We start from the raw sequence: 25,440 nt of genomic DNA, 5'->3' as shown, positions 1-25,440 counted from the left end.
GAAACATCCCTATATGGTGGCCTCGTGCCGCGGCCCGCGGCGGTCGCGACTCGGCCACGGCCGATTGCAGAGAGGACGCCCCCGCATGGCCCACGCGCTCAGCATGTATGCGGTCCCGGTGGCGATCGGCGCGGTCGCCGTGGTGCTCCTCCTCGGCCTCGTCAACATGCTGCGGGGCGGCTCGCCGTCGACCTCGCAGCGGCTGATGCGCTGGCGCGTGGTGCTGCAGCTCGTCGCCATCGTGGTGATCATGGCGACCATCTGGGCGATGGGCCGGTAGCGGGCGCCCGAAAAAACGCACCGGCATTGCCCGGGCGCCGAAATCCGTTACGGTCCCGCCACCGTAGAGACCCGACTGGACCGGACCTTCGCAGGACAAGCCCCATGGTCGTGCTCAATCGCATCTACACCCGCACCGGCGACGACGGCACCACGGCACTCGGCACCGGCGAGCGGCGCAAGAAGCACGACCTGCGCATCGCCGCCTACGGCACGGTCGACGAGACCAATGCGGCGCTCGGCGTGGCCCGGCTCTCCACCGCGGCCGAGCCGGAGCTCGACGCCATGCTGGCGCGCATCCAGAACGACCTGTTCGATCTCGGCGCCGACCTGTGCATGCCGGGCGAGGCCGGCAAGGGGCCGGGCGGGGCGCGGCTCGCGGTCAGCGAGGAGCAGGTCGCCCGGCTGGAGCGCGAGATCGACGCGCTGAACGCCGATCTCGCGCCGCTGCGCTCCTTCATCCTGCCGGGCGGCACCCCGGCGGCCGCCGCCCTGCACGTCGCCCGCACCGTGTGCCGGCGGGCCGAGCGGCTGATGGCAGAGCTCGCCGACCGGCCCGACGAGACGGTGTCCGGGCCGGCGCTCAAATACGTCAACAGGTTGTCGGACTTCCTGTTCGTCGCGGCGCGGTGGGCCAACGATCGTGGCGCCGCCGACGTCCTGTGGCAGCCCGGCCGGAACCGCTGAGCGGGGCGCCGGGCGGCGCCCGCCCGGGCGGAAATTTCGTCGCAGCTTGAAGGTTTTCCAGACAGGCCCGGCGGTCCCCTGCGGCACTGCGGAAGTCGCGTTGACAGCCCCGGAACCGGGCCATAGGTTGCGCCGCCGCCGCGGGAGTCATGCAGCATGAAGGTCCTTGTCACAGTCAAGCGGGTCGTCGACTACAACGTGAAGGTGCGAGTGAAGCCGGACGGATCCGGCGTCGAGCTCGCCAACGTGAAGATGTCGATGAATCCCTTCGACGAGATCGCCGTCGAGGAGGCGATCCGGCTGAAGGAGGCCGGAAAGGCGACCGAGATCGTCGCCGTCTCGATAGGCCCGGCCCAGGCGGCCGAAACCATCCGCACCGCGCTCGCCATGGGCGCCGACCGCGGCATCCTGGTGAAGACGGACGGCATCGTCGAGCCGCTGGCGGTGGCCAAGATCCTCGCCAAGGTGGTCGCCGAGGAGGCGCCCGGCCTCGTCATCATGGGCAAGCAGGCGATCGACGACGACTGCAACCAGACCGGCCAGATGCTGGCCGCGCTGCTCGGCTGGCCGCAGGGCACGTTCGCCTCCAAGGTCGTGCTCGAAGGTGACGGCGTCACCGTGACGCGCGAGGTCGACGGCGGCCTGCAGACGGTCGCGCTCAAGGGCCCGGCGATCGTGACGACGGATCTGCGGCTCAACGAGCCGCGCTACGCCTCGCTGCCCAACATCATGAAGGCGAAGAAGAAGCCGATCGCCGAGAAGGCCCCGGCCGACTACGGCGTCGACGTGGCGCCGCGGCTCGAGGTCCTCAAGACCGTCGAGCCGGCCGGCCGCAAGGCCGGCGTCAAGGTCGGCTCGGTCGCCGAGCTGGTCGGGAAGCTCAAGGACGAAGCCGGAGTGCTGTGAGATGGCGAACCTTCTGGTTGCGGAACACGACGGCGGAACCCTCAAGGACGCCACCGCCAAGGCCCTGACCGCGGTGCGCGCGCTCGGCGGCGACGTCCACGTGCTGGTCGCCGGTCAGAATGTCGCGGGCGTCGCGGCGGCCGCGGCCGCCCTCGACGGCGTCGCCAAGGTGATCACGGCGGACGACGCCCGCTACGCCCACCAGACGGCCGAGCCGCTGGCGGCGCTCCTGGTGTCACTCGCGCCGGCTTACGACGCGCTCGTGATGCCGGCGACGGCGATCGGCAAGGACGTGATGCCGCGTGTCGCCGCGCTCATCGACGTCATGCAGGTGTCCGAGATCATCAAGGTGCTCGGTCCCGACACGTTCGAGCGGCTGATCTATGCCGGCAGCGCCGTGCAGACGGTGCGGTCGCGCGACGCCAAGAAGGTGATCACGGTCCGCATCTCGTCGTTCCAGGCGACCGGGGCCGGCGGCGCCGCGGCACCGATCGAGCCGGTCGCGGCCGTGGCCGACCCCGGCATCTCCCGCTTCGTGGGCGAGGAGCTGTCGAAGTCGGAGCGTCCGGAGCTGACCTCGGCCCGCATCGTCGTCTCGGGCGGCCGCGCCGTGCAGAGCCGCGAGAACTTCGCCAAGTACATCGAGCCGGTGGCCGACACGCTCGGCGCCGCGGTCGGTGCCTCGCGCGCCGCCGTCGACGCCGGCTACGCCCCCAACGACTGGCAGGTCGGCCAGACCGGCAAGGTGGTGGCGCCGGAGCTCTATGTCGCAATCGGTATCTCGGGCGCGATCCAGCACCTCGCCGGCATGAAGGACTCGAAGGTCATCGTCGCCATCAACAAGGACGAGGAGGCGCCGATCTTCCAGGTCGCCGACTACGGCCTCGTCGGCGACCTCTTCAAGATCCTGCCCGAGCTCCAGGAGGAGCTCGCCAAGCTGGGCAAGTGACGCCGGGCGAGTGAAGCCGGGCAAGCGACGTCTGGCCGACGTCTGCTGCACGACCTGCGCGAATCCGGCCGCCGTCACCCCGACGGCGGCCGCGGCACCGCCCGCCGAGGCCCGGTCCGGGCATCACGGCCGTGGCGGGCGGCCGAGACTGGCGATATAAGAGCTTCCCGGTCCATGGCCGGGCCCGTCCCCCGGCGGGCCCGAGAGCCTGGACCGCCAGTCCCTCGGGTAGGTGACATGACGAATATCGACAAGGTCGGCGTGATCGGGGCCGGGCAGATGGGCACCGGGATTGCCCATGTCTGCGCCCTGGCCGGACTGGACGTGGTGCTCAACGACGTCAGCGCGGACCGCGTCAAGGCCGGGCTCGCGACCATCAACGGCAACATGACCCGGCAGGTGCGGCGCAACCGCATCACCGAGGCGGAGCGCCAGACGGCGCTCGCCCGCATCGTGCCGTCGGTCTCCTACGACGGCTTCTCGGACTGCGACCTGGTGATCGAGGCGGCGACCGAGAAGGAGGACGTGAAGCGCAAGATCTACGGTCAGCTCTGTCCGCACCTCAAGCCGGACGCGATGATCGGCTCCAACACCTCGTCGATCTCGATCACGCGGCTCGCCGCCTCGACCGATCGGCCGGAGCGTTTCATCGGGATTCATTTCATGAATCCGGTGCCGCTGATGGAGCTGGTGGAGCTGATCCGCGGCATCGCCACCGAGGACGTCACCTACGAGGCGACCAAGGCGTTCTGCGTGCGGCTCGGCAAGACGGTCGCGGTGTCCGAGGATTTCCCGGCCTTCATCGTCAACCGTGTGCTGATGCCGATGATCAACGAGGCGATCTACACGCTGTACGAGGGCGTCGGCACCGTCGAGGCGATCGACACCGCGATGCGGCTCGGCGCCAACCATCCGATGGGCCCGCTGCAGCTCGCCGACTTCATCGGCCTCGACATCTGCCTGTCGGTCATGCAGGTGCTGCACGAGGGGCTGGCCGACTCCAAGTACCGGCCGTGCCCGCTCTTGGTGAAGTACGTCGAGGCCGGCTGGCTCGGCCGCAAGACCCAGCGCGGCTTCTACGACTATCGCGGCGAGAAGCCGGTTCCGACGCGCTGACCCGTAGGGTGGGCAAAGGCGCGCCGAAGGCGCGTCGTGCCCACGCGGACGATGGAATCGATGTTGGACGGCGTGGGCACGCTTCGCTTTGCCCACCCTACCCGTCGCGAGCGCATCACCGCTTCCGCCACCTCATAAACATCTTCCACAGCCGTCCGTCGATCGCGGCGAGGCCGGCCGCGATGCCGAGCATGCCGGCGATCTGGTGCGCGGCGAGACGCTCGTCCATCAGCACGGTGCCGAGCAGCATGGCGCTGACCGGGATCAGGAAGGTGACGAGCAGCGTGTTGGTCGCCCCGGCCCGCGCCAGCACCCGGAAATACAGCACATAGGCGAGCGCGGTCGAGAAAGCGCCGAGCGCGACCAGCGCCGCGACGGTCGGCCACGAGGGCAGGGGCAGCGTCCACGGCTGGTCGAAGAGCAGCACCGGCGGCAGCATCAGGGCGATCGCCGCGACCGCCTGGCCGCCGCCCATCTGGTTCGGCGACAGGTGCTTGTAGCGGCGCGCATAGATGGCCCCGACCGCGTACAGGAACGCCGCCAAGAGGCAGGCGATCTCCCCGGCGATGTGGCCGCCGATCCCGCCGAGCGCTGCCGGGCCGATCATCACGGCGACGCCGACGAGGCCGAGCAGCAGGCCGACCGTGCGGGCCGGGGTGATGCGGTCGTCGCGGGTCGTGAGATGGGCGAGCACGATGGCGAACAGCGGCGTCGTCGCGTTGAGGATCGCCGCGAGGCCGCTGCCGATGTGCCGCTGGCTCCACGAGATCAGCGCGAAGGCGGCGGCGTTGCTGAGGAACCCCATCACCAGGAACGGCACCCAGTGGCGCGTCATGCCGGCGAGCTCGCCGGCCCGCCAGCACAGCGCCAGCATGATGGGCGCCGCGACCGCGACGCGGACCAGCGAGATGGTCATCGGCGGCACCTCGGCCACCGCCACCTTGGCGAAGTAATAGGACGCCCCCCACAGGGTGGAGAGGGCGACGAGCATCAGCCAGTCGCCGGGCGACATGGTCAGGACGGGGCCTTGGCGCATGTCTTCCTTTTAAGGGCGAAGACCGGCCGACGCGACAGCGAAACGCACCCTTTCTGCATGTCGTGAGAGCAACGCCCGGGCGGGCGTCGCCCGGCAAGCTTTCGTTAACCGGGGCACCGGGGAGTGCGCCGCGCCGGACCCCGACGTTCAGGACTCGTCAACCGGTCGTGCGCCGCAATGGCACGGAGGAGTTGTGTCACCCGGGAGATGCCCATGGAGCTCACCACCGGACTGACCGCCGCCTGGCTCGACGCGGTGCGCCGCGCCCAGTCGGACATGACGCAGCGCTACGCCCGTCAGGTGCCGGAGAGCCAGCCGTCCTATCAGGAGCGAACGCTCGGCGACGTGATCGAGCGCGCCATCAAGGCGGGCGGCGCCGCCCCGCCGGCCGAGAGCCGGAGCCAGACGACGCAGACCCAGCAGGCCACGGTGGCACAGCGCCCCGCGCCGACCGCGACGGTGCCGAAGGGCGTGGTCGGGCGGATCCTCGACATCGAGGTGTGAGCGGCGCACGCATGGGGTGCCTGCTGCAAGTCGCGGCTGGCGCACCCGAGAGATGAACCAGCTCTCCCGGTGTTCGGCCTCGTGCCCTGGACAAGGCGCGTCGCGCCGCGCCCGGGACACGGAGGCCGTGCTTCAGCTCACGGCAGGCCGGCGATGCTGCGGGGCTCGCCGGTCACCTCGAGAATGTGCATGCCGGTGTTGGCGCGATCGACGACGTAGATGTAGCCGCGGTCGTCGGTCTCGACGTTGTTGCTCTGGATCGCGGTCTTGCAGCGCTCCTCGCCGTTCACCTTGATGCAGCGCTTGTCGGTCGCCTCGGTGATGGCCGGGATGAAGTAGCCGACCTCGCGCGGATTGAACGGGTCGCGGATGTCGAGCGCCCGGACGCCGGCGTTGAACCAGGTGATGAAGGCGAGCTTCCTGTTGAACACCGGGGCCGTGCTCTCGTTGGAGGAGTGCGAGCCGAAGCGGCCGCCGCGCGAGCAGAAATCGCCCGAGGCCTCCTTCACGGTGTAGTTCGAGATGATCATCGGCCGCCGCTCGATCGTGACGTCGGCGAACCACACCATCTGGCGCGCCTCGCCCTCCTGGCATTCGTTGATCAGCGACTCGTTGACGATCATCACGATGTCGCGGGTCGCGCCGAATTTGTCGTTCTTGAACTCGGCGATAGGCATCTTGAGCAGCGGGAACACCGTGTGGGCGCCGGTGAGCGGCAGCTCGAGCCGGCCGATCTCCGGCGCCTTCATGTTCTCGGGCGTCGGCTCGGCGGGACCTTCCAGGAGCTTCTGGCGGTCGACGATCTGCAGCACGCCCCCCTTGTTGGTGCCGTAGCCGAAATAGACACGGTTGCCCGACGGGCCGGTCGAGATCGGGCCGTGCAGCTCGGTCGCCACCGGGCCGGTCGCGCCGGGCTCCTGGCCGGGCAGGCCGAAGTCGCGGATCTTCTTCGGGTTGGCCGGATCGGAGAGATCGTAGACTTGGCTCATGCGGCGGGTGCGCCAGCCGGGCGCGCCCGAGACCAGATAGGCGATGCCGGTGTCGCACTCCCAGAAGCTCTTGTGGGTGTCGCGCAGCCCGTCGAGCCGCGTGATCAGCTTCGGCTCCTCGGGTTTCGTCACGTCCCAGATCTCGTGCGCCTGGCCGCCGAACACGCGGAGCAGATAGAACTTGTCACGGTCGCCCTTCGGCAGCGACGCGCCGGCGCAGACGCGGGTCATCTGGCCGCCGCCGCCTTCGTAGAGACCCTCCAAGCCGGGCATGTGCTTCAGGTATTTCGGGTTCCTCGGATCCGTCACGTCGACGATCGAGGTGCCGTTGAACTCCGGCTGGCCGGTCGTCGGGTTGACGGGCTTCGGCACCGCATCGGTGCCGCCGTGGTGGCCGACATAGGCGATGTAACGATCGCCCTGCTTGGCGATGGTGGGCTGGTACGCGCTGCGGGCTTGCAGGTCGCTGTGGCCGACGAGGCGCATGTTCATCGCCTCCGGCGGATCGCCGAGCTTCTGCATCTGGCCGGCGCTCGCTGCGCTGCACGCGAGGCCGAGCGGCACCGCGAGCAGACAGATCGCGGACACAGTGGTGTTATAATGTCCGATCATGCGCTTCCTCCCTGGTCTTGTTTGGTCGTTTGTTTGTTGGAGGGAAGCCTAAGCAGGTCGGCCCGCCGGCGCAATCGATCGTGCGGCACCCCGTGTCAATCGATGGTGAGGTCTGCAGGGTTTGCATACATTGATCCCGCGATCGGGCCTCGGGCTCGACACCGGCGCCGAAGCCGGCGATCATCCGTGGTCGGCCGACCGCGAAGATCGCGACGCGTCGGTCCCGGACGTGATCAGCAGAGGTGCGCCGTTGCCGGCCGGGAGGGCCCGCATGAGGTCCCGCGGGAGAGCGAGCCGATCGGTGTTCTGGAGCGGCGCGACCGGCGGCGCGCTGCTGCTCGCCGCGTTGCTGGCCGGGGACGGCCCGGCGGCGACGTCGGGCACGGACGACCGGCGACCACCCGCCGGCACCGTGGCCGAGACGGCGCCACGCTTCGTCGAGACCGCGTGGCCCTTCGCGATGGATCAGTGGGGTCTCGGCCGCGCCTTCCGCTGTAGCGCAGCGGACTGCGGCAGCGAGATCACGATCTTCGTCCGCCCGAAGATCGGCTTCTGCAATTGCACGACCGGCGTCGCCGACGACGAGGAGATGGACCGGGTCGGCGACGTCGACCTCCTGGCGCCGCGCTTCGCGCCCGCCGAGGCGGGGCGGGGCGTGGCGGTCGGCGAGATGCCGGGCTGGATGCGCGCCTATGCGCTGGCGGGTCGCAGCGATCCCGCCGGGACCGTGCTGGCCGTCGCCTTCTCGGCACAGTGCAACGTGATGGTGGCGACCGCGATCGGCGCCGCCGGCATCACGCCGGCGGTGCGGGAGCGCGTGCGCGGGTTTCTCGCGAGCCCGCCGGCGCTCACATGGGCGCGCGCCGCACTCGGATCGTGATCAGGACGAGGGTGTGCCTCAGCCGCCGGTGCCGCCGACCGTGATGCGGTCCATGCGCAGCGTCGGCTGGCCGACGCCGACCGGGACGCCCTGGCCGTTCTTGCCGCAGGTGCCGATGCCGTGGTCGAGGGCGAGGTCGTTGCCCATCATGGTGACGCGGTGGAGGTCGGTCGGGCCGTTGCCGATCAGCATGGCGCCCTTCACGGGCGCGCCGACCTTGCCGTCCTCGATCCGGTACGCCTCGGTGCACTGGAACACGTACTTGCCCGAGGTGATGTCGACCTGCCCGCCGCCGAACGACACGGCGTAGATGCCGTTCTTCACCGACGCGAGGATTTCTGCAGGGTCGTGGCTGCCCGCCGTCATCACGGTGTTGGTCATGCGCGGCATCGGCACGTGGGCGAAGCTCTCGCGGCGGCCGTTGCCGGTCGGGGCCATGCCCATCAGCCGGGCGTTCTGGCGATCCTGCATGTAGCCGACCAGGACGCCGTCCTCGATCAGCACGGTGCGGTTGGTCGGCGTGCCCTCGTCGTCGATGGAAAGAGAACCACGGCGCGACGCCATGGTGCCGTCGTCGATCACGGTGACGCCTTTTGCCGCGACCTGCTGGCCGAGGAGGCCCGCGAAGGCCGAGGTCTTCTTGCGGTTGAAGTCGCCTTCGAGGCCGTGGCCGACCGCCTCGTGCAGCATCACGCCGGGCCAGCCGGGGCCGAGCACCACGTCCATCTCGCCGGCCGGGGCCGGGATCGACTCGAGGTTCACCAGCGCCTGACGCACCGCGTCGTCGGCCGCGCCCTGCCAGGCCGCGTCGCTGACGAACTGCTCCATGGTGGCGCGCCCGCCATAGCCGTGGCTGCCGGTCTCCTGGCGATCGCCGTCACCGACCACGACGGAGACGTTGACCCGCACCATCGGCCGCACGTCGCGATAGCTCTCGCCGTCCGGCCGCACGATCTCGACCGCCTGCCAGGTCGCGGCGATCGACGCCGTCACCTGGCGAACCCGCGGGTCCTTGGCGCGCGTGTAGGCGTCGATGGTCTCCAGCAGCCGCACCTTGTCGGCGAAGGCGATGCCGGCGAGCGGATTGGCGTCGGTGTAGAGCTTCGCGTTGGTGCGCGGCGGCGCCGCCGCCAACGTGCCCGTGTAGCCGCCCTTGACCGCCTTCACGGCGTCGGCGGCGCGGCCGATCGCCTCTTCCGAGAGGTCGGAGGCGTGGGCGTAGCCGACCGCCTCGTCCTTGACGGCGCGAAGCCCGAACCCCTGCGTGGTGTCGTAGGTCGCCTGCTTGAGGCGGCCGTTGTCGAACACCAGCATCTCGGACTGGCGGTATTCCAGGAACAGCTCGCCGTCGTCGGCCCCGTCGAGGCCGCGCGCGATCAGGCGCGACACGTTGGTCCGGTCGAGCCCGGCGCGGTCGATCAGCGAGGTCGTGGCGGTCATGGCGGATCTTTCGTTGCGGAAACGGTTGCCCGGAAGATAGTGGGTCCGACGCGCCGGCGCGAGGGGGCATCGGACCACCAGGAGAGGAGGAGCCATGGACTGGATCAGCGCCGTGGAGACGGTGATCGAGACGGCAAATCAACGAAACCCGCAGTACGTCGACGTCATCGACGACATCGTCGCCGGCCGGCTCCACGCCGGCGCCATCGAGGCAAAGTACGGATCGAAAGACCTCGTCGTTTCAGCGCTCTCCCATGTCACCCGGGCCGTGCATGGGATCGGAAGTGGCGCAGTCCGACCTCTGGCCGATGGCGGATGGTATGAGCGCGACGGCGATCGTTACGAGGTCGCGCCCGGCCTCCGCGACGCCTGGTGGGCGGCCCGGAACCGCGTCTCCGCGTAACCGCAGAGGCCGCCGGGGGGGGCCGCCTCACTCTCCCAGCACGTGCAGGCGGTCGGTCGCGATGTCGATCGCGACGGCGGTGCCGGGCGCGAGGCCGGCCGGGGCGGTGCCGTGGGTGAGGTCGACCAGGATCGCGGCGCCCTCGATCGCGCCGGTCATGGAGGCGCCGACCGCGATGCCGTAACGCTCGGTCGCCCCCAAGAACTCCTTGAACCGGATCGTGCCGGAAATTCGCGCGCGACCCTCCGCCGGCGGAGCGTCCGGGCGCGACAGGATCGCGTGGTGCGGGCGGAAGACGAGCTTCGCCCCGGGCGGCGGCTCGCCGGACGGGAGCGCGCCTGCGGGCAAGGGGATGGTGCCGGCTGCGGTTTCGAAGGCCGCCGCAGCGCCGTCGCGGACCACGCGGCCGTCCAGGATGTTGGTGGTGCCGAGAAAGCCGGCGACGAACAGGTTCCTCGGCGCGTCGTAGAGCGCCGTCGGGGCGCCGACCTGCTGCACGGCGCCGTCCTTCATCACGGCGATCCGGTCGCAGATCGTGTTCGCCTCCTCCTGGTCGTGGGTGACGAAGATCGCGGTGAGGCCGAGGCGCTGCTGCAGCTCGCGCAGCTCGCGCCGCACCTCTCCACGCAGTTTCGCGTCGAGGTTCGACAGCGGCTCGTCGAGCAGCAGCACCTTCGGCTCGACCACGATGGTGCGGGCGAGCGCGACGCGCTGCTGCTGGCCGCCGGAGAGCTGCGCCGGCCGACGCTTCTCGAGCCCCCCGAGGCCGACGAGATCGAGGGCGGCGGCGACACGCTTTCTGATCTCCTGGCGTGGCAGGCGGCGCTCCTCCAGTCCGAAGGCGACGTTCTGCTCGACCGTCATGTGCGGCCACAGGGCGTAGGACTGGAACACCATGCCGACGTCGCGCTTCCACGGCGGCAGGCCGGAGACGTCGCGACCGGCGATCAGTACCCGGCCGCGGTCGGCCTGGTTGAAGCCGGCGATCAGTCGCAAGAGCGTGGTCTTGCCGCAGCCCGACGGCCCGAGAAACGCGAAGAACTCGCCGGGCTCGATCCTCAGGTCCACGTCGCGCAGCACGTGATTCGAGCCGTACCAGAGATCGACATGCTCGATGGCGATGTCGACCGAGGGCGTCGCGAGGGTGTCGACGGCGAGCGCAGTCATCCGGTGGCTCCGGGGATGGCCGGGCCCGCGGCGCCGCGGCTCTGGCGGCGGTGCTGGCGTTCGACCACGAGGTGGGACAGGAAGGTGCAGACCGCCACCAGCACCACGGCGATGACGCCGAGCGCCGCGCCCGGCCCGCGGCCGGCGGGCGACTGCATGAACACGTAGAGCCCGTAGGCGAGCGGCGCGTCGGAGTTCGACTGCACCAGCATCAGCGTCGCGGCGAGCTCGACCGAGGCGGTGGCGAAGGACGAGATGAATCCGGCGAGCATGCCGCCCGAGATCAGCGGCACGACGATGCGGCGGATGGTGCGGGCCTTGGTGGCGCCGAGGTTCTCGGCCGCCTCCTCGAGCGACACCGAGACCTGCTGGAGCGCGGCGTAGCAGGCGCGCAGCGCGTAGGGCAGGCGGCGCACCGCGAGCGCCAGAACGATGACGATCCACAGCGTGGCGAGCGGCACGCCGCCGACATCGATGCCGTAGAAGGTGCGCAGGTAGCCGATGCCGATGACGACGCCCGGCACCGCGACGGCCGCCATCGCGATCCAGTCGAGCCACTGCCGGCCGGGCAGCTTCGTGCGCAGCACCAGATAGGCGATCGCGGCGCCCAGCACCACGTCGATGATCCCTGCGAGCGACGCATAGAGCAGCGTGTTGGTGATGTAGACCGAGGAATCGCCGAACACCCGGGCGTAATGCGCGAGCGTAAAACCGTCCGGCAGCGGGCTGTACGACCACACGGTGGCGAGCGACAGCATCAGCAGGGCGGCGTGCGGGGCGAGCACGATCACCAGGATGAGGACGACGACGCCCCAGGCGACCACGTGCTCGAAGGGGCGCAGCCGGCGCTTCTCCAGTCCGCCGCCGCCGCGCTGCACGGTCGCGTAGTCGCGGCCCCGCATGGCGAGCATCGACAGCGCGATCGCCGAGACCGACAGCAGCACCAGCACGACCGAGATCACGTAGCCCATCGGGTCGGCGATGCCGATCGAGGTGATGCGCAGATAGGCCTGCGGCGCGAGCATGTCCTTGACGTTGAGGAGGAGGGGGGTCGCGAGATCGTCGAACACCTTGACGAACACCAGCGAGGCGCCGGCGATGTATCCCGGCATGGCGAGCGGGAAGACGATGCGGCGGAACAGCCGCAGGCCCGAGCTGCCGAGGTTCTGGGCCGCCTCCTCCATGCTGCGGTCGATGGTGCGCAGCGCCGTCGAGAGATTGAGCAGGATGAACGGGAAGTAGTGCACGCCCTCGACGAAGACGACGCCGTTCAGCCCCTCCATGAACGGGATCTCGATGTCGAACCAATCGCCGAGCAGGAGATTGATGGTGCCGCTGCGGCCGAACACGAGCTGCATGGCGACCGCGCCGACGAAGGGCGGCATGATCAGCGGCAGGAAGCCGAGCGTCTGCACCAGCGCGGCGCCGCGGAAGTCGAAGCGCGTCGTGATCACGGCGAGGGGTAGCGCCAGCACGGTCGCCAGCGCGACCGTCATGGCGGCGGCGATGATCGAGTTCCAGGTCGAGCGCACCAGGAGATCGGTGCGGGCGAAATCGTAGAAGTTGACCAGCGTGAAGGTGCCGGTGCCCTTTTCGGTGAAGGCGACCCAGACGACGGTGCCGACCGGGATCACCAGCGCGACGGCGAGGAACGCGACGATGGCAGCCGCCACGGCCCACTGGCCGGGCGTGGCCAGGGCGGCGCGCGCACGAGGTGCCGCTTCGGCAGAGATCGTCGGCGCGAGGGGTGTCATGGCGCGCTCTGCATGGATGGCCGCAGCGCTGGCGCTCCCTCTCCCCGCAGGCGGGGAGAGGGGTGGGGTGAGGGGGCGCCGCCCGGACGCCGAGCATTCGCGATTTGTGGAAGCGCCCGCTCATCCGGCTCGCCGCACGGCGGCGCGCCACCTTCTCCCCGCGCGCGGGGAGAAGGAAGGACTGCGCTCTGCATCGGGGCGGTCATGCGAGCAAGCTGCGTCGTCGCCTCACTTCGCCAGCCGTGTCGCCTCGTCGGCCTTGGCCTTGGCGCTCGCGTAGTTGTCGCGGGCGAAACCGGCCCAGCGGTTCTCCAGCTCGGCCTGGCGGGCGCCCTTCTCCTTGGCGCCCGTGAAGGCACCGCCGATCTCCGGCGAGGCGGCCTCCGCGGCCGTCACCGGCATGGCGGCGACGAGGTCGCGCGCCTGCTTCACCAGCGCGCGGCCTTGCGCGTTGTCCTTCTTCGCCAGCGCCGCCTCGGCCTCGTGGATCGCCTTGGTGGCGGCCTTCAGATTGTCGAGCTGGAACGTGATCAGCTGATCGAACAGCGCGTCGACCACGGCGGTGCGCTTCTCCGACACGTCGGGATCGAACTTCACGCGCGAGCCGAGGGACGGATCCTTGAACGGGTTCGGATAGTCGGCCGGCGCCTTGGCGTAGGTCGCGGGGTTCACGGGCAGGCGCCGGATGGTCGGCTCGAGCAGCACCTCCTGGCCCTTGTCCGACAGGAGGAAGTCGATGAACGCCTCGGCGCCGGCGCGGTTCGGCGCATTGGCGACGATCGCCACGTTGGCCGGCACGATGGTGGTCACGCTCGGATAGACGAACTTCACCGGGAAGCCGGCGGCCTGGGCCGAGAAGCCGAAGAAGTCGATGACGATGCCGACACCGAACTGGCCGGAGTTGACGCCTTCCGGCACGCCGAACGAGCGCTCGGTCACCTGGCGGAAGTTGCCCGCCATCTCCTTGACGGTGCGCCAGCCCTGGTCCCAGCCCTCGCCCTGCAGCACGGTCTCGATGGTGAGATGCGTGGTGCCGGAGCGCGACGGCGCCGCGATCGCCACATGATCGAAATAGATCGGCTTGGCGAGGTCGCTCCATTCCTTGGGGTCGGGCAGCTTGTTGGCGCGGGCGTAGCGGGTGTTCCACATGATGCCGTAGCCGGACGCCGCGAAGCCGAAATAGAAGCCCTCGGGATCGTTGATCGGGAAGGCGCCGATCTTGTCCGGAATGCCGGTCGCCTTGGGCTGGTGCTTGGCGAGCAGGCCCTTGCCCTTGAGCACCTCGAAGGCGTCCGGCGCCGAGGCCCAGAACAGGTCGACCTGGTTTTTGGCGCGGGTCTCCTCGATGTACTTCACGCCCGCATTGGTGTTGCGGTTCTGGACCTCGAGCGTGAAGCCGGGGGTGGCCTGCTCGAAGGCCTTCTTCACCGGATCGGTGACGTCCTTGGAGAAGGAGGTGACGACGGTGACGCGGGCGGGTGCCTGCGCCTGCGCGGGCCCGAGGGCCGTGGTCGCGGCGGCCATGCAGAGGCCGAGGACGGCGAGCAATCGGATCATCGGAGGCAACTCACCTGGGCGGTGACGGGACTGGAATGGCGGAGCGGCGGAGCATAGCCATGAACCCGGGCGCGGTCACGCGCGGGCCGCCGGGCCATCCACCGGTTCGGGCGCCGGCCGTCTCGGGGTGGCGTGCGCCAAACGAAAGGGGCGGCCCGTGGGCCGCCCCTTCGCATCCCGCCCGGCTCCGCGCCGGCCTAGCAGCAGCGGAACCGGCCGTTCTTGCCGAACCCGTACCGGGCGTCCTGCCGTTCCCGGAAGAACTCTTCCCAGGTCATGACCGGCTCGTCCGGGTGGGTCACCTTGCGGTGCTCCACATAGGTGTCGTAGTCGGGCACCCCGACCATCAGGCGGGCCGTGCGAACGGCCCACCCGGCGAGGCCGAGCGTGCTGGGGCCCGGCTCAGGCATGGGCCGCCCGCGCGGTGCCACTGACGCCGCCGACCTCCGCGGTGGTGACCCGCGAGCTCGCGAGCGCCTTGCGGATGCTGATGAAGCCGAACACCAGCATCGACAGGACCACGGCGACGAACGCCGCCGAGAGCGCCGTGTTGATGTAGTCGTTGAAGACCACCCGGCTCATCTCCTCGAGGTTCTTGGCCGGAGCCAGCACCTTGCCCTGGGCGAGCGCGTCGCCGAACACCTGGGCGTGCGCCAGGAAGCCGATGCGCGGGCTGGGGTGGAAGATCTTCTGCAGGCCGGCCGTCAGCGTGCAGGCGAGCAGCCAGGTGGTGGGCAGCAGCGTGACCCAGGCGTACCGCTCCTGCTTCATCTTGAACAGGACGGTGGTGCACAGGATCAGGGCGATGCCGGCCAGCATCTGGTTGGAGATGCCGAACAGCGGCCACAGGGTGTTGATGCCGCCGAGCGGGTCGACGACGCCCTGGTAGAGGAAGTAGCCCCAGCAGGTCACCGAGAGGGCCGAGCCGATCAGGTTGTTGACCCACGACTCGGTGTTCTTGAAGGGCGGGATCACGCTGCCCACGAGGTCCTGGATCATGAAGCGGGCGACCCGGGTGCCGGCGTCGACCGTCGTCAGGATGAACAGCGCCTCGAACAGGATGGCGAAGTGATACCACAGGCCCATCATGGTCTTGCCGCCGATCAGGCCCGACAGGATGTGGGCCATGCCGACGGCGAGGGTGGGCGCGCCGCCGGCGCGCGACAGGATCGTGTGCTCGCCGACGTCGCTCGCCATCTGGCTGAGCATCTCGGGCGTCACCAGGAAGCCCCAGGTGGAGATGACCTGCGAGGCCTTCTCGACCGTGGTGCCGATCACGCCGGCCGGGCTGTTCATGGCGAAGTAGACGCCGGGCTCGATGACGGTCGCGGCGATCAGCGCCATGATGGCGACGAAGGACTCCATCAGCATGCCGCCGTAGCCGATCAGGCGGATCTGATCCTCGTTCTCGATCATCTTGGGCGTGGTGCCCGACGAGATCAGCGAGTGGAAGCCCGAGACCGCGCCGCACGCGATGGTGATGAACAGGAACGGGAACAGGCTGCCGGCCCACACCGGCCCGGTGCCGTCGATGAACTTCGTGAAGGCCGGCATCTTCAGCTCGGGCTGGACGACGATGATGCCGATGGCCAGCAGGCAGATGGTGCCGATCTTGAGGAAGGTCGAGAGATAGTCGCGCGGGGCGAGGAGCAGCCACACCGGCAGCACCGAGGCGACGAAGCCGTAGCCGATGATGGCGAGGGCCAGCGTCTCGCCCTTCCAGTCGAACAGGACGGCCAGCGAGGGCGTCTCGGAGACGGTCTTGCCGAAGATCAGCGCGGTCATCAGCAGCACGAAGCCGATGATCGACATCTCCATGATGCGGCCGACCCGGATGAACCGGGTGTAGACGCCCATCAGCATGGCGATCGGGATGGTCGCGACCACCGCGAAGGTGCCCCACGGGCTGCCGACCAGCGCCTTGACGACCACCAGGGCCAGCACGGCGAGCAGGATGATCATGATCAGGAGCACGCCGACCAGCGCGATGCCGCCGGCGACCGGGCCCATCTCGGCGCGGATCATGTCGCCGAGCGAGCGGCCGTCACGCCGCGTCGACATGAACAGCACGATCATGTCCTGCACGGCGCCGGCGAACACGACGCCGGCCAGGATCCACAGCGTGCCGGGCAGATAGCCCATCTGCGCCGCGAGCACCGGGCCGACCAGCGGGCCGGCGCCGGCGATGGCGGCGAAGTGGTGCCCGAACAGCACGTACTTGTTGGTCGGGACGTAGTCGAGCCCGTCGTTGTGGCGCTGCGCCGGGGTCGGCCGCGCCGGGTCGACCTTCAGCACCTTCTCGGCGATGAACAGCCCGTAGAACCGGTAGGCGATCAGGTAGACGCAGACGGCGGCCACCACCAGCCAAGCGGCATTGATGCTCTCGCCCCGGTTGAGGGCGACCATCCCGAGCGAGACGGTGCCTACCAAGACGATCAAGACCCAGAGGGCCCAATGCCCTCTGGGGTTGCTGCGCACGAGTGCAGTCATGGGATTCTCCTGATCCGGATCCGCCAGTGCAGTGACAAGTGCAGAGAGGTGCAGTGAGGCGCGGCCGCAACGAGAACACGCGGCACGCAATAAACGTTCACTGCGGCTGGCGTATCAAGAAAGGGGAATGCCCTATAGTCGGACGAGTCCTTATCGGGACGTGCAACTCTTTTGAATTTCAGGGTTCTCGCGAAATTTTCGGAGTCACGCAACTTTCGCGTGCCCGAGGCGATCGATCATAACGACAACGTATAAGGGGTATTACGGCGCCTCCGTCTCCTGCACGGTGGCCGAGTATGCCCGCCGCCGGACCGGCGACGGGCAAGCGGGGCGCGGATCAGGAGAACCGGACCGTCACCTCGCCGATCGGCGCCAGACGGTGCGCCAGCAGGCGATCCTCCGCGCCGAGCATCAGGGGCGGCGTGATCGAGCCGGCGATGATCACGTCGCCGGCCCGCAGCGTCTCGCCGAGCGCCGCCAGCGTATCGGCGACGTGGCGCACGATCCGCACGAGCCCGCCCGTGTTGGCGGTCACGTCGTCCGGAGCCGGCACTGACGTACCGTCGCGCAGCACGGTGGAGACGAGACCGGTCGTGTCGCCGTTCGGCCGGGGCATGCGCGGGCCGAAGATCACGTGCCGGTGAAAGATGTTGCCGGAGAGGATCGGCTCCGGGTCGTCGAGCGGCGAGAAGTCGGCGAGCTCGATGGCGGGCCCGAGCGCCGCGATCGCGGCCGCCGCCGCCGCCTCGTCGCCGCCGCCCGGCAGGTCGGTGCCGATCTCGACGGCGATCTCCGGCTCGGCGACCGGCATGGCGAAGCGCGAGATCGCCACCGTCCCGCCCGAGGCGACGACGTTGCGGTCGAGCAGGAAGCCGACGATCGGTGCCGCGATTTTCAGCTTGGCGAGGCCGGCCGGCGCGCCGAAGCCGACCTTCCAGCCGATCGGCCTGGCGCCGCCGGCGAGTGCGCCGCGGCGCAGCTCCATCTGGGCCGCCATGCCGCGGGCGAGCCGCGGGTCGTCGAGCGGACCGCTCATCGCTTGCCCTCCGCGACGCTCTCCGGCGTCTCGTAGCCGGAGTCGGCGATCGAGCCGGCGCCCATCCAGCCCCACACCAGCACCACGTCCTTGTCGGACGTGTTGTTGAAGCCGTGCCAGCAGCCGCGCGGCGAGTAGACGACGTCGCCCTTCTTGGATGGCTCGAGGCCGTCCCCGGTGATGATGTGGCCCTCGCCCTCGAGCACGATGAAGAACTCGTCGCAGTTGCGATGGAGGTGGGCCTCGTGGCTCGCGCCCGGCTTCAGCACGGTCCACCCGACGACGTGGTCGGCTCCGGCCGACTTCTTGTCGATCAGGAACTGGACCTGCATGTCGATCCAGCCGTCGTCGCGCTTGAGGCCCTCCACCAGCGGGACCGCGTCCATGGTGGTGCGGAACATCTTGCTCATGACTGTCCTCCCAGCCGCCGATAGACCTCGTGGGCGGCGACGAAATCGCGGTGGTCGATGCCGAGGCCCCGGCACGCGTTCATCATCTCGTTGGCGGCGGCGGCGAGCGGCACCGGGCTGCCGAGCCGGCGTCCGAGATCGAGCGCCAGCATCATGTCCTTCTGCTGCAGCGTCACGTCGGCGAGCGGCTTCGCCGGCATCTTGCCCTCCAGGATGAAGGGCCCGCGATAGCCGAGCACCGGCGACGCCGCGACGCTCTTGAGGATCGCCTCGACCGCGACGGCGCGATCGACCCCGCCCTTCTCGGCGAGCGCGACCGATTCGCCGAAGCAGATCACCTCGACCATCAGAAGCAGGTTGACGGCGATCTTCATCTGGCAGGCCAGCCCGTTGCCGCCGACCCGCATCACCTTAGGCCCGATGGCGAGCAGCACCGGCGTGATCGTCTCGTAAGCCTTCTCGTCGCCGCCGACCATCACCGAGGCCTGGCCGGCCTGGATGGTGACCGGGCTGCCGGAGATCGGCGCGTCGAGCATCACGCGGCCGGCGGCGGCGAACTTCTCCGCGACGCCGCGGCTGACATGCGGCGCGATGGTGCTCATGTCGGCATAGATGCCGCCCTCGCGCAGGCCGGCGAGAATGCCGTCCGGCCCGAGCGCGACCTGCTCGACGGCGGCGCCGTCCGTCACGATCGAGAAGACGATGTCGGCGTTCGCGGCCGCCTTGCGCGGCGTCTCGGCGAACGCCATCCCGGCCGCGATCAGCGGCTCGGCCTTCGATCTGGTGCGGTTCCAGCCGGTGACCCGGTGCCCGGCCGCCATCAGGCGCGGCACGATCAGGGATCCCATGTCGCCGAGACCGACGAATCCGATCTCCACCGTTGTTCTCCTCGGGGGTTGGCGCCGTCCGGCGCGGCGGCGACCGCAGGCCGCGCGAGGCGGGCCGGCGTCGTGTCGTGCCGCGAAACGGAAGGGCGCGGGGGAAGAAGGCGCCGCATGCTGCCGTGCCGCCCGCGCTTGCGCAAGCGGGACGACACGCGCGTGGGCGGGACGAAACGCCTCGCGCCGGCCTATTCGGGCGACGTCCCGGATCCGGCACACCCGGCGGATTCGTTGTGCGGTGCGAAAGAGGGGCGTCCGCTTGTCATACGAAGTGTCGCGACGCCATCACGGAGGGACGTGGCCGAGATCCACCGTCTCGGCATGCGGAACCCGCTTCGCAGTGCCGCGGGTTTCGCAATTGACAAACTGACGAGCGCCCGCCGAAGCTCGTCCCAACCGACGCGGCGACACGACCGCGACACGAACAACAAGAATCGACCAGGGAGAGACGCATGAGCGAGCCGGCCGCGGCTGCGAAAGACCCGCGCGCGAGCGATCCCACCGTGGGCGAGCGAAGCGCAAACGCTCCCACCATGAGCGAACACGGCGCGGCGCGGACGCCGGGCGCCAAGCGCGCCGCGCCCGGCGAATACGTGTTCGAGCTCGCCAAGGTCAACCACATCCTCGGTGGTCCCGACTACTCGACCGCCAACGGCGCCTGCGTCGAGGGCGACCGCATGATCGTCGGGCTGATGCGCATGCCGGCCGGCACCGGCGCCGAGCCGCATTCGCATCCCAACGAGCAGTGGATCTACATTCTCGAGGGCACGTTCCGGGCGACGATCGGCGATCGGCCGGTCGAGGCCGGACCGGGCTCGCTGGTCTACATCCCGGCCGGCACGATCCATTCGGGCGGCGCCACCGAGGCCGGCGACGTGCTGTTCTTCACCGTCAAGGACGCCTCGCACTCGCTGCACGGCATCAAGGCGTGACGGCGTCCGGCTCTGCGCGGCGCGCGTGAGACGACGCGCACGCGCCGAGGGCGACCCGTCGGTCGCCCCGCGCCACGGCGCTACGCGGCCGAGACGTCTCATGAAGCGAACCAACGATCCGTCAGCCCCCCAAAAATCGACGGACGCATCCCGAGGAGGAGAGCATGAGGAAGAGCGTGCTGAGCCTGACGGCGGCCGTCTGCCTGGCCGTGACCGGCGGCGTGGCGGCGAGCCTCGTGGCCGCGACGACCGCGGCCGCGCAGGACAAGTATCCGTCCAAGCCGGTGAAGATCATCGTCCCCTACGCGCCCGGCGGCGCCACCGACATCGTGGCGCGGCTGATCGGCGAGCACATGCGCCAGGATCTCGGCCAGTCCTTCGTGGTGGAGAACAAGCCGGGCGCCTTCGGCATCATCGCCATCGAGGAGATGGCGCGGGCGAAGCCCGACGGCTACACGCTGATGGTGGGCAACGTGTCCACGAACGCCATCACGCCGGTGCTGTTCCCGAAGAAGTTCAAGATCGACTACGTGAAGGATGTCGTCCCGGTCACGCGCCTCGTCGACATCCCGGAGTTCATGGTCGCCACCACCAAGGACTTCCCGCCGAAGAACGCCAAGGAGCTGGTCGACTACGCCAAGAAGAACCCCGGCAAAGTGCGCTACGGCTCGGTCGGTGTCGGCAGCTATCCGCATTACGACGCGGCCCTGTTCGCCAAGCGCGCCGGCGATCTCGACATGGTGGCGATCCACAACAAGGCGGGCGCCTCGGGCGTGATCAACGACCTCGTGTCGGGCGACGCACAGTTCGCCTTCCTCAACGTCGCCTCCACGGCGCCGATGATCAAGGCCGGCAATCTGCGGCCCTTCGCGCTCGTCAACCACACGCGGCTGCCGGACTATCCGGACGTCCCGACCATGGACGAGATCGGCTTCAAGGGCGTCGGCACCATCGCCTGGCAGGGCCTGTTCGCACCCGCCGGCACGCCGCCCGAGGTGCTGGAGACGCTGTACAAGGCCGCGGTCAAGGCCATGCAGGCACCGGCCGTGCAGGAGGCGTTCAAGAAGCAGAACTTCAACGTCGTGCCGAGCAAGTCGGTCGCCGAGGCGAAGACCTGGCTCGCCGACGAGATGAAGACCTGGAAGACGATCGCCGACGAGGTGAAGATCGAGCTCGCCGAGTAGGGCCTGCCGCGCGGCACCCGTGTTCCCTCTCCCCGCTGCGCTTGTGCTCCCTATCTCGGTCCGCAGCGTCCGCTCTCCCTCTCCCCGCCCGCGGGGAGAGGGTCGGGGTGAGGGGGCCTCTCGTGGATACGGAGGCGCCCCCTCACCCGGACTTCGCGCCTGCCGGCGCAAAGTCCGACCTCTCCCCGCACGCGGGGAGAGGTGAAAACGCCGGCGAATCTTGCACCCGATCTTATCTCCTCGAACCAACGTGACACGGAGTGTCCTCAGTGCTGGACGTGAAGAGCGAGACGACCGGCGGCGCCGGGACTGCCGTGGGTGGCACGATCAGCGACATCGTGGTCGAGCGCGACGTCGACGTGCCGACGCGCGACGGCTCGCGCCTGAAGGCCGACGTGCTGCGGCCTGCCGCCGACACGCGGGTGCCGGCGCTCCTCAATCTCGGTCCTTATCAGAAGGACAAGGTCTGGATTCCGCCGGACAATCTGGAGGAGAAGCCGAACCCGCTGATGAACTGGGAGACGGTCAATCCCGAATGGTGGGTGCCGCGCGGCTATGCCTGCGTGCGCGTCGACGCCCGCGGCACCGGCAAGTCGCCGGGCCGCACCGAGCCGTGGTCGCTGCAGGAGTCGCTCGACTATTGCGACGCCATCGCGTGGGCGGCGGCGCAGCCCTGGTGTAACGGCAAGGTCGGGTTGATCGGCATCTCCTATTTCGCCATCAACCAGTGGTTCGTCGCCAATCATCAGCCGCCGTCGCTCGCCGCGATCGTCCCGTGGGAGGGCTTCGCCGATCTCTATCGCGATGCGCTGTTCCACGGCGGCATCCTCAACCAGTTCATGACCAACTGGTTCGTCACCCACCTCTGCCATCATCTGATCGGCCGCGCCTATCGCGACAATCCCGACACCTTCACGGCCGACACGCTGTGGCGCTGGGTGCGGCACAATCTCGACAGCGGCGCCTTCGCGGGCGAGCAGGCGCAGTGGGACAGGATCACGGTGCCGCTGTTCTCGGTCGGCAACTGGTCCGGCATGGGCCTGCATCTGCGCGGCAACACCGAAGGCTTCATGCGCGCCGCCTCCAGGCACAAGAAGCTGCGCATGCATTCCGGCACGCATGTGCATCCTTTCTACACGGAATCCGCGCGAAACGAGCAGCTTCGCTTCCTCGACCACTTCCTCAAAGGCGTCGACAACGGCGTGATGGACGAGCCGCCGGTGCGCCTGTTCATCCGCCACGGCAACGGCGAGGGCGTCTGGCGCGACGAGCACGAATGGCCGCTCGCCCGCACGCAGTGGACCAAGATGCATCTCGATCTCTCGGCTCCCGCGCCGGGAGCGCCCGCCAACAGCGGCGCGCTGGTGCCGGAGAACCCGGCCGTCACGTCGTCGCGCACCTACAACGCGAGCGGCTCCTCGAAAGGCGGCTCGGCCTCGGCATCGTCGACGTTCCTCGCGTCGGGCGCCATGCAGGCCGGCATGGGCATCTCGCTCGACACGGCGCCGTTCGATCGGGACACCGAGATCACCGGGCCGGTCGCCGCGACGCTGTGGGTGTCGAGCGCCACCGAAGACATGGATCTGTTCCTCACCATCCGCGACATCGATCCGGACGGCAACGACGTGTGGGAGATCGGCCAGCAGGGCCAGCAGGTGCCGATCGCCAAGGGCTGGCTGCGCGTCTCGCATCGCGAGCTCGATCCGGAGCTGACGAAGCCGTGGCGGCCGTATCACCGGCACCAGCGGCGGCTCTATCTGGCGCCCGGCGAGGTCGTGAAGGTGGAGGTGGAGATCTGGCCGACCTCGATGGTGTTCCGCAAGGGCCATCGCCTGCGGCTCGACATCCAGCCGCGCGACGGCGTGGGGAGCGTCCACTACACGCACTATCACGCCGACTACAACACGGGCACCAACACGATCCATTCGGGCGGCGACAAGGAGTCATTCCTGCTGCTGCCGGTGATCCCGGCGCGATGAGCGGGGCGCTACCCACCTCCGTCATTCCGGGGCGCGGGCGTGAGCCCGCGAGCCCGGACTCCATATCCCCTGTCCTGCCTCATGGGGGCCGGGCGTATGGAGTCCGGGCAGCGGAGCTTCGCTCGGCTTCCGGAATGACCGAGAGATGGGCGGCTGACGTCATGAGGAGCCCCGCATGACCGACACGTCCGGCTTCCCGATGACGCGGCCGTGGCGGCGGCTGATCCACCGCGACGTGCTGGCGGGCCTGCTGTTCGTCGCCATCGCCGGCTTCGGGCTGTGGTTGTCGCAGGACTATCCGATCGGCACGGCGCGCCGCATGGGCACCGGCTACGTGCCGCGCCTCCTGTGCTGGATCCTGCTCGGCCTCGGCGCCGTCGTCGCGTTCCGGGGCTTCATGGCGGCGGGCGCGGAGCGCAGCGAGTTCCCGATCGGTCGCGAGGCGGCGCGTCCCGTGATCCTCGTCTTCCTCGCGCTGGTGGTGTTCGGCGTCTCGCTGGAGCGGCTCGGCCTCGTCCTCTCGATCCTGCTCCTCGTGGCCATCGGCACGCTGGCCGGGCGCGGCCTGCGCGTCGCCGAGGCCGCGCTGGCCGCCGTCTTCCTCGTCGGCCTCGCATGGGCCGTGTTCATCGCCGGGCTGGGGCTGACGATCCCGGTCTGGCCCGTGTGGTAGGTCGTCATGGAGCTGCTCTCCAACCTGGCGCTCGGCTTCTCGGTGGCGCTGACGCCGTGGAACATGCTGTTCGCCTTCATCGGTGCGATGATCGGCACGCTGATCGGCGTGCTGCCTGGCATCGGGCCGATCGCCACCATCGCGATGCTGCTGCCGCTGACCTTCCATCTCGAGCCGACCGCCGGCCTGATCATGCTGGCCGGCATCTTCTACGGCGCCCAGTACGGCGGCTCGACCTCGGCGATCCTGATCAACCTGCCGGGCGAGACCTCGTCGGTCGTCACCACGATCGACGGCCATCAGATGGCGATCCAGGGCCGCGCCGGCGCGGCGCTCGCGGCCGCCGCGCTCGCCTCGTTCTTCGCCGGCTGCGTCTCGACCGCGCTGATCGCCGGCTTCGCGCCGCCGCTCGCCCGGCTCGGCCAGTCCTTCGGCTCCCCAGAGTACTTCTCGCTGATGCTGCTGGGGCTGATCGCCGCCGTGGTGCTGGCGCACGGCTCCGTCGTCAAGGCGATCGCCATGATCGTGCTCGGCCTGCTTCTCGGTCTGATCGGCACCGACGGCAACACCGGCGGCCAGCGCTTCACCTTCGGGCTGAACGAGCTCGCCGACGGGCTCGACGTCGCGACGCTGGCGATCGGCCTGTTCGGCATCAGCGAGATCATGGCGAATCTGGCCGGGCGCGACGACGCTGCCCGTGACGTGGTCACCAAGCGCATCACCCGCCTGTGGCCGACGCGCGACGACTTCGCCCGCGGCTGGCCGGCGGTGCTGCGCGGCACCTCGCTCGGCGCCGTGCTCGGCGTGCTGCCCGGCGGCGGCGCGACGCTCTCGGCCTTCGCGGCCTATGCGCTGGAGAAGCGCGTCTCCGACCGGCCCGGCATGTTCGGGCGCGGCGCCATCGAGGGCGTCGCCGGGCCGGAGGCCGCCAACAACGCCGGTGCGCAGAGCTCGTTCATCCCGATGCTCACCCTCGGCATCCCCGGCAATCCGGTGATGGCGCTGATGATCGGCGCGCTGATGATCCACGGCATCCAGCCGGGGCCGCAGATCATGACGGAGCGGCCGCAGATGTTCTGGGGCATGGTCGCCTCGATGTGGATCGGCAACCTGATGCTGGTCATCATCAACCTGCCGCTGATCGGCTTCTGGGTGCAGCTCCTGAAGGTGCCCTACCGCTTCCTCTATCTCGCCATCCTGCTGTTCTGCGCCATCGGCGTCTACACGGTGAGCAACAGCGCCGCGGCCGTCATCATGGCGGCGATCTTCGGGGTCGCCGGCTTCGTGTTCCAGAGGCTCGCCTGCGAGCCGGCGCCGCTGATCCTCGGCTTCGTGCTCGGCCCGCTGATGGAGGAGAACCTGCGCCGCGCGCTGCGCGTCTCCGGTGGCGATCCGATGATCTTCGTCGACCGGCCGATCTCGCTGGGCCTCCTGATTTGCGCCGCGATTCTCCTGTTGATCGTCGCCCTGCCGGCGATCCGCTCGGGCCGCGAGCAGGCGTTCCAGGAGTAATCCGGTCCGCGCCGTGATCCTGTCATTCCGGCGCCGGCGTTTCCCGCCGGCCCCGGAATGGCCG

24 protein-coding genes are annotated in these 25,440 nt (G+C 69.5%); 13 read left to right on the top strand and 11 right to left on the bottom strand.

What is annotated here, in order from left to right:
- Positions 1-85: 85 nt before the first annotated feature.
- The 5 genes from CCR97_RS13030 to CCR97_RS13010 all read left to right on the top strand — a co-directional run bounded on the left by CCR97_RS13030 (position 86) and on the right by CCR97_RS13010 (position 3,937).
- On the top strand, positions 86-280 hold the full coding sequence (locus CCR97_RS13030; protein ID WP_111358569.1) for a twin transmembrane helix small protein: 195 nt from the start codon (positions 86-88) through the stop codon (positions 278-280).
- Positions 281-384: 104 nt separating this feature from the next.
- Positions 385-966, top strand: a complete 582-nt coding sequence (locus CCR97_RS13025) for a cob(I)yrinic acid a,c-diamide adenosyltransferase (RefSeq protein ID WP_201159546.1) — start codon at positions 385-387, stop codon at positions 964-966.
- A 156-nt stretch (positions 967-1,122) separates the two neighbouring features.
- Positions 1,123-1,872, top strand: coding sequence for an electron transfer flavoprotein subunit beta/FixA family protein (locus CCR97_RS13020; protein WP_201159545.1), 750 nt, complete (start codon positions 1,123-1,125; stop codon positions 1,870-1,872).
- A gap of 1 nt (position 1,873) precedes the next feature.
- The gene (locus CCR97_RS13015) at positions 1,874-2,821 is read left to right on the top strand and encodes an electron transfer flavoprotein subunit alpha/FixB family protein (protein WP_201159544.1); all 948 of its coding nucleotides are present in this window, start codon (positions 1,874-1,876) and stop codon (positions 2,819-2,821) included.
- A 237-nt stretch (positions 2,822-3,058) separates the two neighbouring features.
- Complete coding sequence (locus tag CCR97_RS13010) at positions 3,059-3,937, top strand: 3-hydroxybutyryl-CoA dehydrogenase (RefSeq protein WP_111359395.1); 879 nt, start codon at positions 3,059-3,061, stop codon at positions 3,935-3,937.
- Between the two features lie 115 nt (positions 3,938-4,052).
- Here CCR97_RS13010 and CCR97_RS13005 read toward each other — a convergent pair whose 3' ends face one another.
- Positions 4,053-4,973: a DMT family transporter gene (locus CCR97_RS13005; RefSeq protein WP_244670422.1), complete on the bottom strand. Its 921-nt coding sequence runs from the start codon at positions 4,971-4,973 to the stop codon at positions 4,053-4,055.
- Positions 4,974-5,186: 213 nt separating this feature from the next.
- Between CCR97_RS13005 and CCR97_RS13000 the strand changes: the two genes are divergently transcribed.
- Positions 5,187-5,477: a hypothetical protein gene (locus CCR97_RS13000; protein ID WP_111359394.1), complete on the top strand. Its 291-nt coding sequence runs from the start codon at positions 5,187-5,189 to the stop codon at positions 5,475-5,477.
- A 137-nt stretch (positions 5,478-5,614) separates the two neighbouring features.
- Here the strand turns inward: CCR97_RS13000 and CCR97_RS12995 are convergent, their stop codons facing one another.
- Complete coding sequence (locus CCR97_RS12995; RefSeq protein ID WP_244670428.1) at positions 5,615-6,988, bottom strand: LVIVD repeat-containing protein; 1,374 nt, start codon at positions 6,986-6,988, stop codon at positions 5,615-5,617.
- A gap of 391 nt (positions 6,989-7,379) precedes the next feature.
- Here CCR97_RS12995 and CCR97_RS12990 point away from each other — a divergent pair, with 391 nt between their 5' ends.
- Positions 7,380-7,958, top strand: coding sequence for a hypothetical protein (locus CCR97_RS12990; protein WP_201159543.1), 579 nt, complete (start codon positions 7,380-7,382; stop codon positions 7,956-7,958).
- 18 nt (positions 7,959-7,976) lie between these two features.
- On the opposite strand, the gene tldD is transcribed toward CCR97_RS12990, so the two are convergent.
- The gene (tldD, locus tag CCR97_RS12985) at positions 7,977-9,398 is read right to left on the bottom strand and encodes a metalloprotease TldD (protein ID WP_111359200.1); all 1,422 of its coding nucleotides are present in this window, start codon (positions 9,396-9,398) and stop codon (positions 7,977-7,979) included.
- 94 nt (positions 9,399-9,492) lie between these two features.
- Between tldD and CCR97_RS12980 the strand changes: the two genes are divergently transcribed.
- Positions 9,493-9,801: a hypothetical protein gene (locus tag CCR97_RS12980; RefSeq protein ID WP_111359199.1), complete on the top strand. Its 309-nt coding sequence runs from the start codon at positions 9,493-9,495 to the stop codon at positions 9,799-9,801.
- 27 nt (positions 9,802-9,828) lie between these two features.
- Here the strand turns inward: CCR97_RS12980 and CCR97_RS12975 are convergent, their stop codons facing one another.
- From CCR97_RS12975 to CCR97_RS32300, 8 genes are all read right to left on the bottom strand, one after another.
- On the bottom strand, positions 9,829-10,968 hold the full coding sequence (locus CCR97_RS12975) for an ABC transporter ATP-binding protein (protein WP_111359198.1): 1,140 nt from the start codon (positions 10,966-10,968) through the stop codon (positions 9,829-9,831).
- The gene (locus tag CCR97_RS12970; protein WP_111359197.1) at positions 10,965-12,722 is read right to left on the bottom strand and encodes an ABC transporter permease; all 1,758 of its coding nucleotides are present in this window, start codon (positions 12,720-12,722) and stop codon (positions 10,965-10,967) included. The genes CCR97_RS12975 and CCR97_RS12970 overlap by 4 nt, the downstream gene beginning before the upstream one ends.
- A gap of 228 nt (positions 12,723-12,950) precedes the next feature.
- Positions 12,951-14,279, bottom strand: a complete 1,329-nt coding sequence (locus CCR97_RS12965) for an ABC transporter substrate-binding protein (RefSeq protein WP_111359196.1) — start codon at positions 14,277-14,279, stop codon at positions 12,951-12,953.
- A 197-nt stretch (positions 14,280-14,476) separates the two neighbouring features.
- Positions 14,477-14,689 carry a YbdD/YjiX family protein gene (locus tag CCR97_RS12960; protein WP_111359116.1) on the bottom strand — a complete coding sequence of 71 codons (213 nt, stop codon included), beginning with the start codon at positions 14,687-14,689 and terminating at the stop codon, positions 14,477-14,479.
- On the bottom strand, positions 14,682-16,769 hold the full coding sequence (locus CCR97_RS12955) for a carbon starvation CstA family protein (protein WP_111359117.1): 2,088 nt from the start codon (positions 16,767-16,769) through the stop codon (positions 14,682-14,684). Before CCR97_RS12955 ends, CCR97_RS12960 begins: the two co-directional genes overlap by 8 nt.
- A 337-nt stretch (positions 16,770-17,106) precedes the next feature.
- Positions 17,107-17,805: a 2-keto-4-pentenoate hydratase gene (locus tag CCR97_RS12950; protein WP_111359118.1), complete on the bottom strand. Its 699-nt coding sequence runs from the start codon at positions 17,803-17,805 to the stop codon at positions 17,107-17,109.
- Complete coding sequence (locus CCR97_RS12945; RefSeq protein WP_111359119.1) at positions 17,802-18,215, bottom strand: cupin domain-containing protein; 414 nt, start codon at positions 18,213-18,215, stop codon at positions 17,802-17,804. Before CCR97_RS12945 ends, CCR97_RS12950 begins: the two co-directional genes overlap by 4 nt.
- Positions 18,212-19,093, bottom strand: coding sequence for an NAD(P)-dependent oxidoreductase (locus CCR97_RS32300; protein ID WP_111359120.1), 882 nt, complete (start codon positions 19,091-19,093; stop codon positions 18,212-18,214). The genes CCR97_RS12945 and CCR97_RS32300 overlap by 4 nt, the downstream gene beginning before the upstream one ends.
- Positions 19,094-19,629: 536 nt before the next feature.
- On the opposite strand from CCR97_RS32300, the gene CCR97_RS12935 reads away from it, so the two are divergent.
- The 5 genes from CCR97_RS12935 (at position 19,630) to CCR97_RS12915 (ending at position 25,376) form a co-directional block, all read left to right on the top strand.
- On the top strand, positions 19,630-20,028 hold the full coding sequence (locus CCR97_RS12935) for a cupin domain-containing protein (protein WP_111359122.1): 399 nt from the start codon (positions 19,630-19,632) through the stop codon (positions 20,026-20,028).
- Positions 20,029-20,192: 164 nt separating this feature from the next.
- Positions 20,193-21,212: a Bug family tripartite tricarboxylate transporter substrate binding protein gene (locus tag CCR97_RS12930; RefSeq protein WP_111359121.1), complete on the top strand. Its 1,020-nt coding sequence runs from the start codon at positions 20,193-20,195 to the stop codon at positions 21,210-21,212.
- Between the two features lie 260 nt (positions 21,213-21,472).
- Entirely contained in the window at positions 21,473-23,191 is a 1,719-nt protein-coding gene (locus tag CCR97_RS12925) for a CocE/NonD family hydrolase (RefSeq protein ID WP_111358404.1), read from the top strand.
- A gap of 175 nt (positions 23,192-23,366) precedes the next feature.
- Positions 23,367-23,864 carry a tripartite tricarboxylate transporter TctB family protein gene (locus CCR97_RS12920; RefSeq protein ID WP_111358403.1) on the top strand — a complete coding sequence of 166 codons (498 nt, stop codon included), beginning with the start codon at positions 23,367-23,369 and terminating at the stop codon, positions 23,862-23,864.
- Positions 23,865-23,870: 6 nt separating this feature from the next.
- Complete coding sequence (locus CCR97_RS12915; protein ID WP_111358402.1) at positions 23,871-25,376, top strand: tripartite tricarboxylate transporter permease; 1,506 nt, start codon at positions 23,871-23,873, stop codon at positions 25,374-25,376.
- Positions 25,377-25,440 lie beyond the last annotated feature (64 nt).

This window comes from Rhodoplanes elegans, from assembly GCF_016653355.1.
Classification (GTDB): Bacteria; Pseudomonadota; Alphaproteobacteria; order Rhizobiales; family Xanthobacteraceae; genus Rhodoplanes; species Rhodoplanes elegans.
This window is presented reverse-complemented; position numbering and strand designations above follow the sequence as displayed.

What these genes read in the sequence shown, in the direction of transcription:
- CCR97_RS12955 (WP_111359117.1), bottom strand. Translation starts at nt 16,769, where the DNA reads ATGACTGCACTCGTGCGCAGCAACCCCAGAGGGCATTGGGCCCTCTGG.
- tldD (WP_111359200.1), bottom strand. Translation starts at nt 9,398, where the DNA reads ATGACCGCCACGACCTCGCTGATCGACCGCGCCGGGCTCGACCGGACC.
- CCR97_RS12975 (WP_111359198.1), bottom strand. Translation starts at nt 10,968, where the DNA reads ATGACTGCGCTCGCCGTCGACACCCTCGCGACGCCCTCGGTCGACATC.
- CCR97_RS12965 (WP_111359196.1), bottom strand. Translation starts at nt 14,279, where the DNA reads ATGATCCGATTGCTCGCCGTCCTCGGCCTCTGCATGGCCGCCGCGACC.
- CCR97_RS12970 (WP_111359197.1), bottom strand. Translation starts at nt 12,722, where the DNA reads ATGACACCCCTCGCGCCGACGATCTCTGCCGAAGCGGCACCTCGTGCG.
- CCR97_RS13015 (WP_201159544.1), top strand. Translation starts at nt 1,874, where the DNA reads ATGGCGAACCTTCTGGTTGCGGAACACGACGGCGGAACCCTCAAGGAC.
- CCR97_RS13030 (WP_111358569.1), top strand. Translation starts at nt 86, where the DNA reads ATGGCCCACGCGCTCAGCATGTATGCGGTCCCGGTGGCGATCGGCGCG.
- CCR97_RS12930 (WP_111359121.1), top strand. Translation starts at nt 20,193, where the DNA reads ATGAGGAAGAGCGTGCTGAGCCTGACGGCGGCCGTCTGCCTGGCCGTG.
- CCR97_RS12945 (WP_111359119.1), bottom strand. Translation starts at nt 18,215, where the DNA reads ATGAGCAAGATGTTCCGCACCACCATGGACGCGGTCCCGCTGGTGGAG.
- CCR97_RS13005 (WP_244670422.1), bottom strand. Translation starts at nt 4,973, where the DNA reads ATGCGCCAAGGCCCCGTCCTGACCATGTCGCCCGGCGACTGGCTGATG.
- CCR97_RS12995 (WP_244670428.1), bottom strand. Translation starts at nt 6,988, where the DNA reads ATGCAGAAGCTCGGCGATCCGCCGGAGGCGATGAACATGCGCCTCGTC.
- CCR97_RS12915 (WP_111358402.1), top strand. Translation starts at nt 23,871, where the DNA reads ATGGAGCTGCTCTCCAACCTGGCGCTCGGCTTCTCGGTGGCGCTGACG.
- CCR97_RS13010 (WP_111359395.1), top strand. Translation starts at nt 3,059, where the DNA reads ATGACGAATATCGACAAGGTCGGCGTGATCGGGGCCGGGCAGATGGGC.
- CCR97_RS13020 (WP_201159545.1), top strand. Translation starts at nt 1,123, where the DNA reads ATGAAGGTCCTTGTCACAGTCAAGCGGGTCGTCGACTACAACGTGAAG.
- CCR97_RS12950 (WP_111359118.1), bottom strand. Translation starts at nt 17,805, where the DNA reads ATGAGCGGTCCGCTCGACGACCCGCGGCTCGCCCGCGGCATGGCGGCC.
- CCR97_RS12935 (WP_111359122.1), top strand. Translation starts at nt 19,630, where the DNA reads ATGAGCGAACACGGCGCGGCGCGGACGCCGGGCGCCAAGCGCGCCGCG.
- CCR97_RS12980 (WP_111359199.1), top strand. Translation starts at nt 9,493, where the DNA reads ATGGACTGGATCAGCGCCGTGGAGACGGTGATCGAGACGGCAAATCAA.
- CCR97_RS12960 (WP_111359116.1), bottom strand. Translation starts at nt 14,689, where the DNA reads ATGCCTGAGCCGGGCCCCAGCACGCTCGGCCTCGCCGGGTGGGCCGTT.
- CCR97_RS12920 (WP_111358403.1), top strand. Translation starts at nt 23,367, where the DNA reads ATGACCGACACGTCCGGCTTCCCGATGACGCGGCCGTGGCGGCGGCTG.
- CCR97_RS13000 (WP_111359394.1), top strand. Translation starts at nt 5,187, where the DNA reads ATGGAGCTCACCACCGGACTGACCGCCGCCTGGCTCGACGCGGTGCGC.
- CCR97_RS13025 (WP_201159546.1), top strand. Translation starts at nt 385, where the DNA reads ATGGTCGTGCTCAATCGCATCTACACCCGCACCGGCGACGACGGCACC.